The organism is Streptomyces sp. NPDC017095 (genome assembly GCF_044332325.1).
GTDB lineage: Bacteria > Actinomycetota > Actinomycetes > Streptomycetales > Streptomycetaceae > Streptomyces.
In genome coordinates, this window is the sequence record NZ_JBIROU010000012.1 from 32,355 (window position 1) to 45,977 (window position 13,623).

The 13,623-nt window shown below is 74.7% G+C and carries 10 protein-coding genes; 3 read left to right on the top strand and 7 right to left on the bottom strand.

The genetic code is table 11. From position 1 onward, the window contains the following. Positions 1 to 271 precede the first annotated feature (271 nt). Positions 272 to 3,070, top strand: coding sequence for an ABC transporter substrate-binding protein (locus tag ACH4OA_RS23645; protein ID WP_397970634.1), 2,799 nt, complete (start codon positions 272 to 274; stop codon positions 3,068 to 3,070). 119 nt (positions 3,071 to 3,189) lie between these two features. On the opposite strand, the gene ACH4OA_RS23650 is transcribed toward ACH4OA_RS23645, so the two are convergent. After that, on the bottom strand, positions 3,190 to 3,903 hold the full coding sequence (locus ACH4OA_RS23650) for a DUF4232 domain-containing protein (RefSeq protein ID WP_397947590.1): 714 nt from the start codon (positions 3,901 to 3,903) through the stop codon (positions 3,190 to 3,192). 321 nt (positions 3,904 to 4,224) lie between these two features. Here ACH4OA_RS23650 and ACH4OA_RS23655 point away from each other — a divergent pair, with 321 nt between their 5' ends. Both ACH4OA_RS23655 and ACH4OA_RS23660 read left to right on the top strand, forming a co-directional pair. Then, positions 4,225 to 6,531 carry an ATP-binding protein gene (locus ACH4OA_RS23655; RefSeq protein WP_397970637.1) on the top strand — a complete coding sequence of 769 codons (2,307 nt, stop codon included), beginning with the start codon at positions 4,225 to 4,227 and terminating at the stop codon, positions 6,529 to 6,531. A 227-nt stretch (positions 6,532 to 6,758) separates the two neighbouring features. Next, entirely contained in the window at positions 6,759 to 7,379 is a 621-nt protein-coding gene (locus ACH4OA_RS23660; protein ID WP_397970640.1) for a hypothetical protein, read from the top strand. Positions 7,380 to 7,396: 17 nt separating this feature from the next. On the opposite strand, the gene ACH4OA_RS23665 is transcribed toward ACH4OA_RS23660, so the two are convergent. From ACH4OA_RS23665 to ACH4OA_RS23690, 6 genes are all read right to left on the bottom strand, one after another. Further along, entirely contained in the window at positions 7,397 to 8,341 is a 945-nt protein-coding gene (locus ACH4OA_RS23665) for an aldo/keto reductase family oxidoreductase (protein ID WP_397970642.1), read from the bottom strand. A 38-nt stretch (positions 8,342 to 8,379) separates the two neighbouring features. After that, the gene (locus ACH4OA_RS23670) at positions 8,380 to 9,870 is read right to left on the bottom strand and encodes a GMC family oxidoreductase (RefSeq protein ID WP_397970646.1); all 1,491 of its coding nucleotides are present in this window, start codon (positions 9,868 to 9,870) and stop codon (positions 8,380 to 8,382) included. A gap of 200 nt (positions 9,871 to 10,070) precedes the next feature. Next, on the bottom strand, positions 10,071 to 11,000 hold the full coding sequence (locus ACH4OA_RS23675; RefSeq protein WP_397947585.1) for an SDR family oxidoreductase: 930 nt from the start codon (positions 10,998 to 11,000) through the stop codon (positions 10,071 to 10,073). After that, a complete protein-coding gene (locus tag ACH4OA_RS23680) occupies positions 10,997 to 12,028 on the bottom strand; it encodes an ROK family protein (protein WP_397970649.1) in 1,032 nt (343 codons plus the stop codon). The genes ACH4OA_RS23675 and ACH4OA_RS23680 overlap by 4 nt, the downstream gene beginning before the upstream one ends. Then, complete coding sequence (locus ACH4OA_RS23685; protein ID WP_397947582.1) at positions 12,018 to 12,422, bottom strand: cupin domain-containing protein; 405 nt, start codon at positions 12,420 to 12,422, stop codon at positions 12,018 to 12,020. Before ACH4OA_RS23685 ends, ACH4OA_RS23680 begins: the two co-directional genes overlap by 11 nt. Further along, positions 12,415 to 13,623 (bottom strand): sedoheptulose 7-phosphate cyclase, encoded by a 1,209-nt coding sequence (locus tag ACH4OA_RS23690; protein WP_397970652.1) that lies wholly within the window; start codon positions 13,621 to 13,623, stop codon positions 12,415 to 12,417. Before ACH4OA_RS23690 ends, ACH4OA_RS23685 begins: the two co-directional genes overlap by 8 nt.

The window sequence follows — 13,623 nt, forward strand, 5'->3', positions numbered from 1 at the left end:
GAGAACGCACCCGGTCCGGCCGCGTCCGCGCGTACCCGGAACGGGAGCGTTCCGAGGCGTCGGCGGCCGTCGTACCGGGCATCACCCAGTCGCGGCCACCGTGGTGGAGGAGGTGCACTCCGGCCGGGGCGGACCGTGCGGGCGGGGGAGGGAAAGCGCTTCTCGTGAACGGGCGTGGGAGAGGCGGCGTTGCCAGTACTCTCCCCTCCACTGCAGGGAGAGGGCGGGTCGAAGGACGTGACCTGCCGAGGTGATCTGAGGGGGATCTTCCATGACCGGACCTGACCGTTTACCGAGCGGCTTCCCGGACGACGAGGGTGCGGACGACTTCGTCCGGGAGTTCCGTCAGGCGGTGTCGCCCGCCGACCGGGAGCTGCTGGCGCACACCCCACCGCTGGTCATCCTGGAGGTGGCGGGAGGTGACGCCGAGTACGACAGCCGCGTCCGGCGCCTGGTAGGGGCGCTGGAGCAGGCACTGCGCGGCCGGCAGGACGCGAAACTGGTCCCGTACGCGATCCCCACGGCCGACGACGGTTCCGAACTGCTGTCCGGCGCCGCGGCCCGCGGACTGGCCCTCGGCATGCCCAAGCACATGACGCCGGACCGGCTGCCCGGTTTCTGGCCGCTGTGGGACTCGGTCGGCTACATCAGGGAACACGCGGACGAGCGGCGGGCCCCGGGCGCGGACGTGCTGCGCGACCACGCGCACGCCCAGCTGCGGGCCCACCGCACACAGCGGCGCGAGGGACGCCTCCAGGTGTTCCTGTGGGCACTCGGCGGCAGCGAGTCGCCCCCGGTCGGCGGCATCCGCGGCTGGCTGCTCGGCTCGCTGTGGCAGGGCATCACCCGGACCTTCCCCCGCTGGTGCTGGGAACGGCGCAAGACCCGCAAGCTGGTGCGGGCCCCTCGGTTGTTCCGTCCGGCCCGCCAACGCTGGCTCGGCGGCATGCTGGGCATGTCCGGCGACGCCGAGACCCTGTTCGCGGTGATGGACGAGGTGGCCGACCGCCAGATGGCGCGGCTCGTGCTGCCGCCCGACCACGCCCGGCACCAGGAGTCGCTCGCCGCCCTCGAAGCGCTGCTGACCCGGGCGCTGCTGGAGGACCTGAAGTCGCCCGCGGTCGGCAGGGTGCGGCCCCTGCAACGCCGTCGCACCGCACGCCCCGTACTCCTGCTTCCGCTGCCGAAGGAGGGCAGGCCGGGCGCCGAGGCGGTGGAGCGTTTCCTGTGCTCCTTCCACCAGGAGCGGAGGAACACCGCACAGGCGGCGGGTCCCCTGGTCATCGCGGTCGGCGTGCCCTCCCGCACGCTGCTGGCGAACCTCGGCAGCCCGGCGGTGTCGAGCCTCACCTCGGCGGGCCGGATGCTGCACCAGTCCGGCTCGGACGTGATCCTGGTACGGCTGCGGGAGGAACCCTTCACCAGGGAGGGGCTGATCATCCGTCCCACGTCTCCCACGTCGTACCGCGTCGGCGGGCGCACGGTGACCGCGGGGGTCGCCGGGGGCACCGCGTTGGCGCTGGGGCTCGCGGGGGTCGGCGGGACGGCACTGCTCACGCCGGTGAAACGGGAGTCGAGCAGCTGCGTCGCCGGTGACATGCCGGTCGCCGGCAGCAGGTACACCGTGCCCGTCCCGCTGCATCCGAAGCAGTGGTACGACGAGACGCTCGCGGAGATCCGGGCCCAGAACCGGCAGGCCGAGCGGTTCGCGGAGCAGGGCAAGACCGTGCGCACGGTCGTCGCGTTCACGTCCAACGGCCCCACCTCGGAGACGGACACCCTGTTCGACGGCACGATCCCGGAGCTGCGCGGCATCGCCATGTGGCAGCTGAAACTGAACAAGGACGCGATCTCGGACGATTCGCGGGTGCCGCTGCGGGTCGAGGTGCTCACCACCGGCAAGGGATTCGCCCACGCCGAGCAGAAGGCACGGGAACTCGTCGACCAGGTCGAGCACGGCCAGGCGGGTGAGGACGGCGGGGGAGACAAGGGAGGTAAGGGAGGAAAGGGAGGAAAGGGAGGCGCCAAGGATTACGAGCAGGTGGTCGGCGTTCTCGGCTTCGCGCAGAGCAAGGAGACGACGCGCCGGGCCCTGAAGATCCTGGAGCAGGCCGAACTCCCCGTGATCGGCACCACCGCCACCGCGGACGAGATGCTCGTCAGCGCCAACTACTGGCCCCTCACGCCGCTCAACAGCACCGAAGCGCGGATCGAGGCGGACTTCGCCACCGGCTTCCCCATCGTCGCGCGCGCCTCCGGCGGCTGCGAACCGGCCAGGAAGGCGGTCGTGATCCAGAGTTCGGCGGATCTGTACAGCAAGAGCCTCGCCGACAAGTTCCGCGGGGACTTCCACGGCAGCACGCAGTTGGTCAACTTCTCCCAGGAGGGCGACTTCACCGGCGCGCCCGCGGGCACGCCGAAGGTCAGGAGCGCCCACGACCTGGCGGAGACGGTGTGCGACGCGTTGCGCGGCGCGGAGCCCACGGTCGTCTACTGGTCCGCGCGCGCCCGCGACTTCGTCGCCTTCGTCAACGCCCTGGACACGCAAGGCACGTGCATCCATCGGGACATCACCATGCTGGGCGGCAACGAACTGACGAACGTGGTGCTCACGGGCGAGTTCACCGACAAGGACTGGCTGCGGCTGTACTACTCGGCGCACCGGCTGCCGGCCGACGCCGGCGCCGCCGACGAGCGGACGAAGCAGTTCGTCAGCAGGTACGACGCCTTCGTGAGCGGACCCGCCAAGGACGACCCCTGGCGCGACGACGGCCACTCCGCGGTGTCCTACGACGCCTTCCACGTCCTGTCCCGGGCGGCCGACATGGCCCTCTCCGGCCAGGGCGGCGTGGACCCCAACGCCATGCTGACGGCGCTGCGGAGCGGGATCACCTTCGACGGCACGACCGGCTACATCTCCTACGGCCAGGGCAGCAACATGCCGCCGCGGGACAAGACCCTGGTCCTGCTGCGCCAGTCGGAGCAGGGCCCGCGGGTCGCCCTGGCGTGCGGGGCGTACCGGCAGGGCAGGACCAGCCGCACGGAGGGGGCCGCCTGCGCCGCGCAGTAGGCGGCTCGTCGCGACCGGGGGCGAGGCGGGAGCCGGGTGCCCGGGGTGTGCGGGCGGGGAGTCCGGGGACCGCTGCCGGACCGCCGCGGGGCCGCAGGGCCCCGCGGCGGCTGCGGGGATCAGAAGTCGTCCGCGCCGTTGCGCAGTTCGGGGGTCCAGTAGCCGGTGAGGGCCTTGGCCGGGTCGGCGGCGATGCCGCCGCTGCCGGGCGCGGTGACGGTGATGACCGTGGAGTCGTTCTCCAGCGTGACGGAGAACGCCGATACGGGCTCGTTGTCCTCGTCGACTCCGCCGTCCGACACCTTCACCAGGGCGTAGGCCGGGGCTCCCGCGGTGAGGACGACCGGGGTGGCGGGCTTGCTCTTGGCGACGGCCGGGACGTCCTGCTTGTGGCTCTCCAGCAACTGGATGTGCGGGAAGCCCGTCAGCCGGCAGGGGTGGGAGGAGGTGTTCTTCGCCGTGAGGACGATGTGGGTGTAGGGCGGGCCGTCCTGCGTGGCGGCGGTGACGGCGACGTCCCGCGCGGTGCACAGCGGGGCGGAGGCGGAGGCCTGCCGGCCCGTGGCAGCGGTGGAGCCCGTGGCACCGGTGGAGTTCGCGGAGTCCTTCGATCCGGTCGCGTGCGCCGAGGCGGCCGACCCGGTCGCCTCGGACGCGCTGGTGGCCTCGCCGCCGGCCGCCCGGGCGGCCGACGTGGCCGACGCCACGGTGGCCGCGGGGGCCGCCGAGGACTTCGACGTGGTGTCCCCGTCGCTCTGGCAGGCGGTGAGGGACAGGGTGAGAGCCGTGGCCGCGACGGCGAGCAGTGCGGTGCGGTGACGCGAGATGTTCATGGAGAGTTCCCCCTGGAGTGGTGCGGGGCCGCGGCGTGGTGCCGCCGGCCGAGGTCGTCCTGCTGGTGGTGCGCGGTTTTCAGCCGACGGAGGGTGGTCTGGGCCGCTTCCTGGCCCGCACGGGTTCCGGTCCCCGGCGGATGCGTCCGCCGGGGACGCGTTGCCGGGACCGCGTTCGTGCGGGCCGACCGTTCCGCGTCGGTCTTCAGTCGACCACTTCCGGTCTCCACAACCCAGGCGGTTCTCCCGGCAGAAGTACCGTCGGCCATACTTCTGCCGGGGCTCTCATCCGGACGGGCCGGACGATCGGGGACATCGACGGTGCGCGACGGCACGCCATCCACGGAGGACTTCGGGCAGCGGCTGCGCCGGCTGCGGACCCGTGCCGGGCTGAGCCAGGAAGCACTCGCGCACGACGCCCAGGTGAGTGTCAGGGCGCTGGCGGACATGGAACGCGGGCGCACCCGGGGGCCGCAGCGCCGTACGGTGCGGGCGCTGGCCGAGGCGCTGGGACTGGACGACGACGAGGCGGCGGACCTGGACAGTTCCGCCGCCCTGGGCCGTCCGCGCCCCCGGCCGGCCACCGGCCCGGCCGGCCCCGGCACCCTGGCCCTGCCGCGCGACATCCAGGACTTCACCGCGCGCGGGCCGGCCCTCGCCCGGCTGCTGGAGCTGGCGCGGGAGGCCGCTACGGACCGGCCGGTGGTCAGCGTGGTCGCCGGACAGCCCGGTCTGGGCAAGACCGCGTTCGCGGTGCACGCCGCGCACCGCCTCGCCCCGCACTTCCCCGACGGGCAGTTCGCCCTGGACCTGCACGGCATGGATCCCGAGCCGGCCACCCCCCGGGACGCGCTGGCCCGCCTGCTGGGCGCGCTGGGCGTCGCCGACGCCGCGCTGCCGGCCGGCACCGACGACCGCGCCGGCCTGTGGCGCTCCCTGGCCGGTGAGCGGCGCATGCTCCTGCTGCTGGACAACGCCGCCCACGAGTCCCAGGTCGCCCCGCTGCTGCCCGGCACCGGTCCGTCACTGACCCTCGTCACCAGCCGTCACGTCCTGGCGGGCCTGGAGTCCGTCCACCGCACCGATCTGGCCCTGCTGCGGCGCGAGGAGGCGGTGGAACTGCTGACCCGCATCATCGGCCCGGACCGGGTGCGGGCGGAGGCACAGGCCGCGCGCGACCTCGCCGACCTGTGCGGACACCTCCCGCTGGCCGTCCGGATCGCCGGCCAACGGCTCCTGAGCCGTCCGCACGAAAGCCTCGGCAAGCTGGTCGCCCGGCTCGCCGCCGAGGGCCGGCGGCTGGACGGCCTCCAGGCCGGAAACCTGCGGGTGCGCGCCGCCTTCGCGCTCTCCTACCGGCAACTCCCGGAAAACGCGCGGACGTTGCTGCGCCGCGCCGCGCTGGCCGCCGGCCCGGACTTCAGCCCGGAGACCGGCGCGCTGCTGGCCGGCCTCTCCTTGGACGAGGCGGTCGCCCGCGCCGAGGAACTGACCGACGCCGGCCTGCTGCAGAGCGACGCCGGGGCCGAGCGGTACCGCTTCCACGACCTGCTCCGGCTCTACGCGGCCGAACAGACCGAGGCCGAGGACGGCCCCGAGGCCCGTGACGCCGCCCTCGACCGGACCGCGCACTGGATGCTGCGCCGGGCCACCGCCGCCGCGCTGCACTTCGACGTCGGCCACGAACGGACCACGTGGCCGGGCGACCCGGACCCGGACACGGCGCCCACCGGCCGGGACGAGGCACGGGCCTGGCTGGAGGCCGAGCGGTCCCAGTGGCTCGCCGCGCTGCGCCGGGCCCACGAGACCGGCCGGCACCGGGAGGTCCTGGACACGGCGGAGGCCATGCACTGGTTCTCCGATCTCAACCAGCACTGGGAGCAGTGGGTGGACGTGTTCCGGCGCTCCGCCGACTCCGCCCGCTCCCTGGGCAGCAGACGGGAGGAGGCCGTCCACCTCAACTACCTCGCCTGGGCCTACAACCTCTGCGTCCACGACCCCCACGCCGCCCTGCGGAGCGCGGACGCGGCGCTGACGGCGGCCCGCGACTGCGGGGACGGGCTGCAAGAGGGCTGGGCACTCGGCTACGGCGCGGGCGCGCTCAACCGGCTGGGCCGCGCGGACGAGGCCCAGGAGCGTCTGCGCGAGGGGGCCCGCTGCCTCGCCTCGCAGCCGTCACCGCAGGCCCGGCTGGCCGAGCTGACGATGCTCAACAGCCTCGGCACCCTGCTGCGCCAGACCGGCCGGGCAGCCGAGGCCCTGGACATCCACCGGCGCAGCGAGCGGATCTGCCACGCGGGGGTCCCGGGCCGGACCCGGGAGGTGATCGGGCTGTACCACGCGGTCGCCCGGCAGCAGATCGGCAACGACCTGGCGGCCCTGGAGCGCTGGGAGGAGGCCGAGGCGCCGCTCCGGCAGGCCCTCGCCGCGTTCGAGGCCGCCCAGATGCCGGCCTGGGCCGAACACGCGCGGCTCGACCTCGGCCAGGCGCTGAGCGCCATCGGACACCCCGAGGCCCGGGAGACGCTCCGCGCCGCCCGTGACGCCCTGGCGGTGCTGCGCAGCCCGCGGCAGGCCGAGGCCGACGCCGCGCTCACCGCGCTCGGCCAGGCCCACGCCGGCACCTGAGGCCACCCGGCCCGGCCGGCGGCCGGGGCACGGCGGCGGCCCGCCGCCGGCCGACGGTGAGACCGGCCGGCGCGGCGAACGGGAGCGCGCCGCCCGATGCCGTCCGAGAGGACCCCGGGCCGGGACTCCGGTGTCGGCGCCCGGTCCGCCCGGCCGCGTCCGAGTCGCACGCGGCACATCCGCCCCCGACTATGGAGGCAGGAGTCCCCGACCCCATGGACGGCACCATGCCCACGAGACGACTCACCGGCCCCGCCGGGACCGCGCGCCGGACCGCCGTAGCGAGCGCCCTCCTCGCCGGTGTGCTCGCCGGCTGCGGCGGCGGAGGCGGTACGGACACCGGTTCCTCGCCCCGCGCCTCCGGCTCACCGAACGCCTCGTCCTTCAGCGGCCGGCCGCCGTCGGCTCTGGCGTCGTCCGCTTCCGCGGCCAGCAGCTCGGCCCACGCGTCGGCGTCCGCGGCGGCCTCCTCGGCCTCGGCGCGGGCCTGGGAGTTCGAGGCGTCGGTGGAGGCCGACACCCAGCGCAGGAGCGCGGCGGCACAGAAGGAGCTGAAGAAGGTCGACGGCCGCGGCAACGCCCTGGCCGAGGTGGGCATGACGGGCATCCCCCGGGCGGAGACCGGGGGAATCCTCGCCGTCCAGATCACCATCACCAACAAGACGGACAGCGAAGCGTCGTACGCCGTCCAGGTCGACTTCAAGAACGCCGAGGGCAAGGTCGTCGAGACCAGATACGTCGGCGCCGAACACCTTCGGCCGGGCAAGAGGCAACAGCCGATCGCCTTCAGCCACCAGCCGCCCGAGCCGAGACTGACACCCGTGCTCGCCAAGGCGCAACGCTACTGACCCCGGGACGCCCGGCCCTACGGCAGAGCGGTGCCGCGGGCGGTGACCCACAACTCGTACCACTCCTCGTGCGTGAGGTCCGGTTCGCGCCGTACCGCGTCCGCGCAGGCGGCGATGCGCTCGGGGCGGGTGGTGCCCACGACGGGGGCGATGCCCGCCGGATGGCGCTGGAGCCACCACAGGAGGATGGTCTCCGGTGTGGTGTCCTTGCGCCGGGCGAGGTCCGCGACGAGCCGGTTCACCGGCGCGTCGGTGGTGGCGGTGAACCGGCCGCGGGCGAGCGGGCCCCACGCCTGGAGCCCGATGCCGCCCGCCGCGCACCATTCCAGCGTGCCGGGCGCGAAGCCGTTCCCGGCGGCGGCCGGGGTGTTGAACAGGACGCCCGCCTCCACCCAGTCCCGCCGGGCCAGGCTCATCTCCAGTTGGTCGACCACCAGCGGGACGTCCGTGTGGGCCTGGAGGGAGGCGATCTGCGGGCCGCTCATGTTGGACACGCCGAACTGCCGGACCAGTCCCTGGGCGTGCAGGGAGGCCAGCGCCTCGCCGATCTGCGCCGGGTCGGCCAGCGGGTCCGGCCGGTGCAGGAGCAGCACGTCCAGGGTGTCGGTGCGCAGGCGGCCGAGGCTCTCCTCCACCCTGCGCAGGATGCTCGCACCCCTCAGGTCGTACAGCCCGGGCCGGTCGCCGTCGGGCAGCCGGATGCCGCATTTGCTCTGCAGGACGATGCGCTCGCGCAGCCCGGGGCTGCGGGCGAGCACCTCCCCGAAGACGGCCTCGGCCTTGCCGTAGCGGTAGATGTCCGCGTGGTCGAAGGCCGTGATGCCGGCGGCGAGGGCCGCCTCGACGACGGTCCCGGCGCGGTCGACGTCCTCGGACGTGTAAGGCCGGGTGTCCCAGTCGCCGCCCAGGCCCATGCAGCCGAGAACCAGCCGGTGCGTGCGGATGTCGGTCTGTGCCGCCATGGCGGACTCCGTGGTGTGTGCGGGTGGTGGACGGATGGTCAGTGCCGGAGGGTGTCGGCGAGCATCTCGGCGACGGCGAGGACGGGCAACTGGGTGTTGGCGGCGGGCACGGTCGGCAGGATCGAGGCGTCGACCACCCGCAGCCCCCGCACCCCGTGGACGGAGCCCTGCCCGTCGACCACGGCCCGCGGGTCCTCCCCGGGGCCCATGGCACAGGTGCCCACCGGGTGCCAGTAGGTGCCCACCCGCTCCCGGAGGCCGGCGTCGGACAGCCCGCGCACCGGTGCGCCGTCCGAGGGACTAGCCAACGTCCGCAGCGCTTGGGCAAGTTGGTCCACCTTCTCCAGTCCGGCCCGGAGGGTGGCCAGGTCACGGCCGGCCGGGTCGGTGAGGAACGCGGGATCGATCTCGGGCGGCTCCAGCGGATCGGCCGAGCGGAGCCTGACGTGCCCGCGCGAGGCCGGCTTCATCAGGAACGCGGAGATACCGGCCTCGTACTGTCCGGGCGGCAGCCCGCCGAACAGCGGGGGACCGGCGGTGGGCAGCAGATGCAGGTCCCACGCCCCGTCCGGGCAGGACGGGCCGGCGGCCCGGACCAGCATGCGGCTGACGTACAGCTCGCCGGCCGCCTCCTTGGCCGCCAGCGCCTTGTTCAGGTCGTCCGTGGGCGCCAGGGGCACGAACACACCAGGCTGGTCGGACAGGTTGGCGCCGACGCCCGGGAGGTCCAGCTCGCACCGGACGCCGATGTCCCGCAGGTGCGCGGCCGGACCGATGCCGCTGCGCAGCAGCACGCCGGGGGAGCCGAAGGTGCCCGAGGCCAGTACGTAGGTGTCCGCCGTCAGCGTGACCGGCCGGCCCTCGCGCACGATGTGCGCGCCGAGCACCCGGCCGCCGCGCACGGACAGCCGGTCCACCAGGGCACCGTCGAGGACCGTCAGATTGGGCCGCGACCGGGTCGCCGGGTCCAGATAGGCGAACGCGGCGTTCCAGCGCAGGCCGTCGACCGAGTTGATCAGCGGCCGGCCGTAGCCGGGACCGCCGGGACGCCCCATGTCCACCTCGCCGTAGCCGAGTTCGCGCGCCGCCGCCAGCGCGGCCGAGGCCCAGGGCGAGAGTTCGTGGTCCGGTACGGTGCGCAGCCCCATCCGCTCGACGGCCCGCGACCGGTACGGCTCCAGCGCGGCGGCCGACCAGCGCTCGCCGCCCGCCTCCGTCCACTCGGCGTGGTCGGCGTGCGAACCCCAGGTGTTCCAGGCGCCGTTGATGCACGAGGAGCCGCCCAGGACACGGGCGCGGATGCGGTAGAAGGCGGTGTGCCGTTCCCACACGTCGTCCCGGGGCAGGGCGCGGGAGTTGCGCACCTTCTCCGGCCAGTCCGCGGGCCGCGGTCCGTAGTCGGGGCCGGCCTCCACCAGGCACACCGACCGGCCGGGGTCCTCGCTGAGGCGCGCGGCCAGGACGCAGCCGGCCACGCCGCCGCCGAGGACGACGACGTCGTAGCCGGTCGGCAGGGACGCATATGTCATGATCACTCCGTTGCTGGGTCGTCGCCGGGGCGGGGCAGGGCGCCGGGCGCGCCGCCGGTCCGTCGGCGAGCGGTGCGAGCGGGGCCTCCCGCGGGGCGAACGGGACGTACTTCGGTGCCCGGTGCCACGCCGTGCCCAGGGCGCGGGCGGGCCGGGAACGTGTCGGTGCCGTGGTCACGGGGCTCCCCGCGGGCACGTGCTCATACGGCCGGGGACCCGCTGAACGCGGGGGCCAGCAGCTCCGCTCCCGCGTGCACGCCCCGGACGGCGATCCGCTCGGTGGCGGGCAGATTCCCCAGCAGCGCGCTGCCGAGGCAGGCGTTCACCGGACGGGACGCGTAGCGGGTGCGGGCGCGCGGCACCGGCACCACCAGCTCCGTGGGCGCGCCCAGCGTCCGGGCGATGACGGCGGCCCACTCGGCGCGCGTGACACGGTCGGGCCCGCCCAGGTGCAGCACCGGGGGCAGCGGGTGCTCGGCGTCGAGGAGCGCCGCCGTCACCGCCGCCACGTCGTCCACGAGCACCGGTGTCGTCCAGTGGTCGTCCGGCGCCTCGACGGGCTCGCCGCGCCGCAGCCGGTGCGCGCAGGCGGCGAAGAAGTTCAGCCACTTGCCCGCGTCGGCCGGCTCGTGGCCGTAGACGAGACTGACGCGCAGGGCGACGGCCCGCTCCGACAGGGCGAGCAGGGCCTCCTCGGCCGCCCGCTTGGCCCGGCCGTAGGCGTTCGCCGGCGAGAGCGGGCTGTACTCGTCGTTGCGGGGGAAGTCGCCCGCGAAGACGTTGTCGGTGGAGATCAGGACGGTGCGCGCCCGCGGTGCCAGGGCGGCGAAGGTGCGCGCCACGGTGACGTGCGCATCCCGCGTCTCCTGCGGGTGCTCCTCGCACCAGGTGACGTCGGAGGGGCCGTGCACCAGGACGACGCGTCCGGGCCGCAGCTCGTCGAGCAGCCGCCGGCAGGCCCCGGCGTCGGTGGCGTCCAGCGCCGCCCAGCGCGCTCCGAACTCCCCGGCCGGCGTGCGGGGCGGACGGCGCGAGACGAGGGTCACGGGCCGTCCCGCCGACGCCAGTCGCCGGGCGATCCCGGTACCGACCAGACCGCTGCCCACGACCAGGGTGCCGTTGCCGGTCACGACGCCCCCCGCGCGGAGGCCAGCGGCGTCCGGGCCGCCAGCAGCCGGCCCACCCCGATGAGTCCGTGGTCGTCGTCGGCCACCCCGAGCGACACCAGCGCGTCGATCTGCTCCGGTTCGAGGCCGAAGCAGCCCAGCCGCACCAGCTCGGCCACCAGCAGCCGCCGGTAGGGCTCGCCGACCGCCAGGGCGAAACCGCCCATCAGGATGTAACGGCACACCCCGACCGACGTGAACACGCTCGTGATGGCCTGGGCGAGCGGGGTGAGGGTGCCGCGCAGCACCTCCGTGGCGAACGGGTCGCCCGCGCGGACCGCCGCCGCGACCGCCCGGTTGTCGATGCCGTCCGCGCGGCTGTCGCACAAGGAGGCGAGCCGTGAACCGCGGAAGGCGGCCGGGGCGGTGTGCGCGGCCCGGCGGGCCGCGGCCAGCACACCCCGGCCGGAGGCGATGGCACCGAGGTGCCCGCGGCCCCCGCAGTCGCACAGCGGCGCGTCGGCGGACAGGTCGCAGACCCAGTGCCCCAGTTCGCCGCCGTGACCGTCGGCGTCGACGAGGACCTCGCCGCCGCGGAACACCTTGTTGCCGATGCCGGAGCTGATGGTGAGCAGGCAGAAGTCGCCGGGTTCGGTGGCGGCGTACCGCCAGGCCGCCGCCGTCAGGTCGTTCACCACGACGGCCGGTGCGCCGGTCCGTTCCGTCAGCAGTTCGCCGAGCGGCAGCGGGTCGCCGCGCCGCCCCCAGACGGTGGGGGCGGCCCGTACCAGCCCGGCCGCCGTGATCGGCCCGGCGAAGGCCACGCCCAGCGCGCGTGGCGGCCGTCCGCCGGTGTACGCGGCGACCTCGCGCACGATCTGCTCCACCACCCGCCGCTGGAGCACCGGCACGGGCGCGCCGGGGTCGCGGTGCAGGCCGTCCACCGGCACCCTGCGCACCCGGGACAGGACGTCCGTCCCCGGGTCGTACGCGCCGATACGCAGCGTGGTGCCGCCCACGTCGAGCACGGTGAACACCTCGTCAGCCGTCACGCCGGCCACCCGGTCCTTTCCCGGCGACGGGACGCCGTCCATCCGTTTCCTCCTCGAAGACGAGCAGCCGCAGGTCCCGCTCCCCGTCGTTGCGCAGCCCGTGCTCCCCGTGCGGGGCGTTGACGACGACATCGCCGGGGCCGACCGGGAACTCCTCGCCGTCCCGGTACATCAGGCCGCCGCCGTCCAGCACGACATAGGTCTCGCGGTCGGCGCCGTGCCGGTGCCGGCCGATCGAGGTGCCCGGCGGCAGCACGGCCAGGTCGATGAAGCGGGCGCCCCGGGAGCCGCTACCGGCCGCGAAGAGGCGGTGGGCGAGGATCGTGCCCACACCGCCGTGGTCCCGTTGCTTGCCGGTCAGCAGGTCCCGCAGATTGACCACGGGCTCAGCCATCGTGGCGCTCCCCGTCCGCCGCCAGCGCCCGCAGCGCGGCCCGCAGGACCTCCTCGGGGACGTCCTCCAGCTCCTCCACGAAGGCCGCCTTGCCGATGCCGGTCGGCACGACGAGGTGCAGCTTGCGGCCCCGGCGCTGCCAGGAGGCGTGCAGGGCCTGCGCCATCAGGTCCTCGGTGCAGGTGTCCGGGTCGAACACCGGCAGTCCGATCCGCCGCAGCAGCCCCACCACGCGCGCGCAGGTCTCGTCGTCCGCCAGGCCGAGCAGCCGGGCCAGGTGGGCGGAGAGCGCCATGTCGACGGCGACCGCCTCGCCGTGCTCCAGGCGGTGGCCGCCGGCCGTCTCGACGACGGGGCTGAAGGTGTGCCCGAAGTCGACCAGCCGGGCCAGGTCGTGCTCGCGCAGATTGGGGCAGAGCTCCTCCATCATCAGGCGCATGGAGGTGCGCAGGACGTAGGTCTCCAGCTCCCCGTGGGCGGGGTCCGCCGGCCCGTCGCCGCCGGGGCGCCGGAACACGTCCGGGTGCCGCTCCAGCGTCGAGAACAGGTCCTCGTCCAGGATCACGGCCATCTTCACGATCTCGGCGAGCCCGCAGCGGATCTCCCGGTGCGGGAGCGACCCGAGGAAGGCGGGGTCGTTCAGGGAGGCGTGCGCCGGGTGGTAGGCGCCGAGCATGTTCTTCGTCCGCAGGGCGTTGACGCCGGTCTTGACGCCCACACCGACGTCGACCTGGCCGACGAGCGTGGTGTTGACCTTGACGTAGCGGACACCGCGGGCGTACATGGACGCGGCGAAGCCCACCACGTCGGCGACGATGCCGCCGCCGACCGCGAGCATCACGCCGTGCCGGTCCAGCCCGTCCGCCTTGGCGAGGGCGCAGACGTGTTCCGCCGCGGCGAGCGTCTTGTGGTGCTCACCGGTGGGTATGACGTGCAGGGTCCACTGGCCCGGCCCGGTGTGCGCGTCCAGATAGGCGCGCAGCCGGTCGCCGTACAGCCGGTCGACGGTCGCGCTGACGAAGGCCACCACCCGGCGCGCGCCCAGATAGCCGGCGAGCAGCGGGTTGGCCGGATCGAGCGCTCCGGTCGTGAGGTCGACCCGGTAGCGGGTGCCGTCGGGCGCTCTCAGGTCGAAGCCCCCGGGGTCCTCGGCGACCCCCGTCGGCGGCTGGTCCACCCGGTCAAGAACCTGGCCTGACAT

Coding starts and splice junctions, on each gene's coding strand:
- ACH4OA_RS23645 (WP_397970634.1), top strand. CDS start 272: ATGACCGGACCTGACCGTTTACCGAGCGGCTTCCCGGACGACGAGGGT.
- ACH4OA_RS23650 (WP_397947590.1), bottom strand. CDS start 3,903: ATGAACATCTCGCGTCACCGCACCGCACTGCTCGCCGTCGCGGCCACG.
- ACH4OA_RS23660 (WP_397970640.1), top strand. CDS start 6,759: ATGCCCACGAGACGACTCACCGGCCCCGCCGGGACCGCGCGCCGGACC.
- ACH4OA_RS23665 (WP_397970642.1), bottom strand. CDS start 8,341: ATGGCGGCACAGACCGACATCCGCACGCACCGGCTGGTTCTCGGCTGC.
- ACH4OA_RS23670 (WP_397970646.1), bottom strand. CDS start 9,870: ATGACATATGCGTCCCTGCCGACCGGCTACGACGTCGTCGTCCTCGGC.
- ACH4OA_RS23685 (WP_397947582.1), bottom strand. CDS start 12,422: ATGGCTGAGCCCGTGGTCAATCTGCGGGACCTGCTGACCGGCAAGCAA.
- ACH4OA_RS23690 (WP_397970652.1), bottom strand. CDS start 13,623: ATGTCAGGCCAGGTTCTTGACCGGGTGGACCAGCCGCCGACGGGGGTC.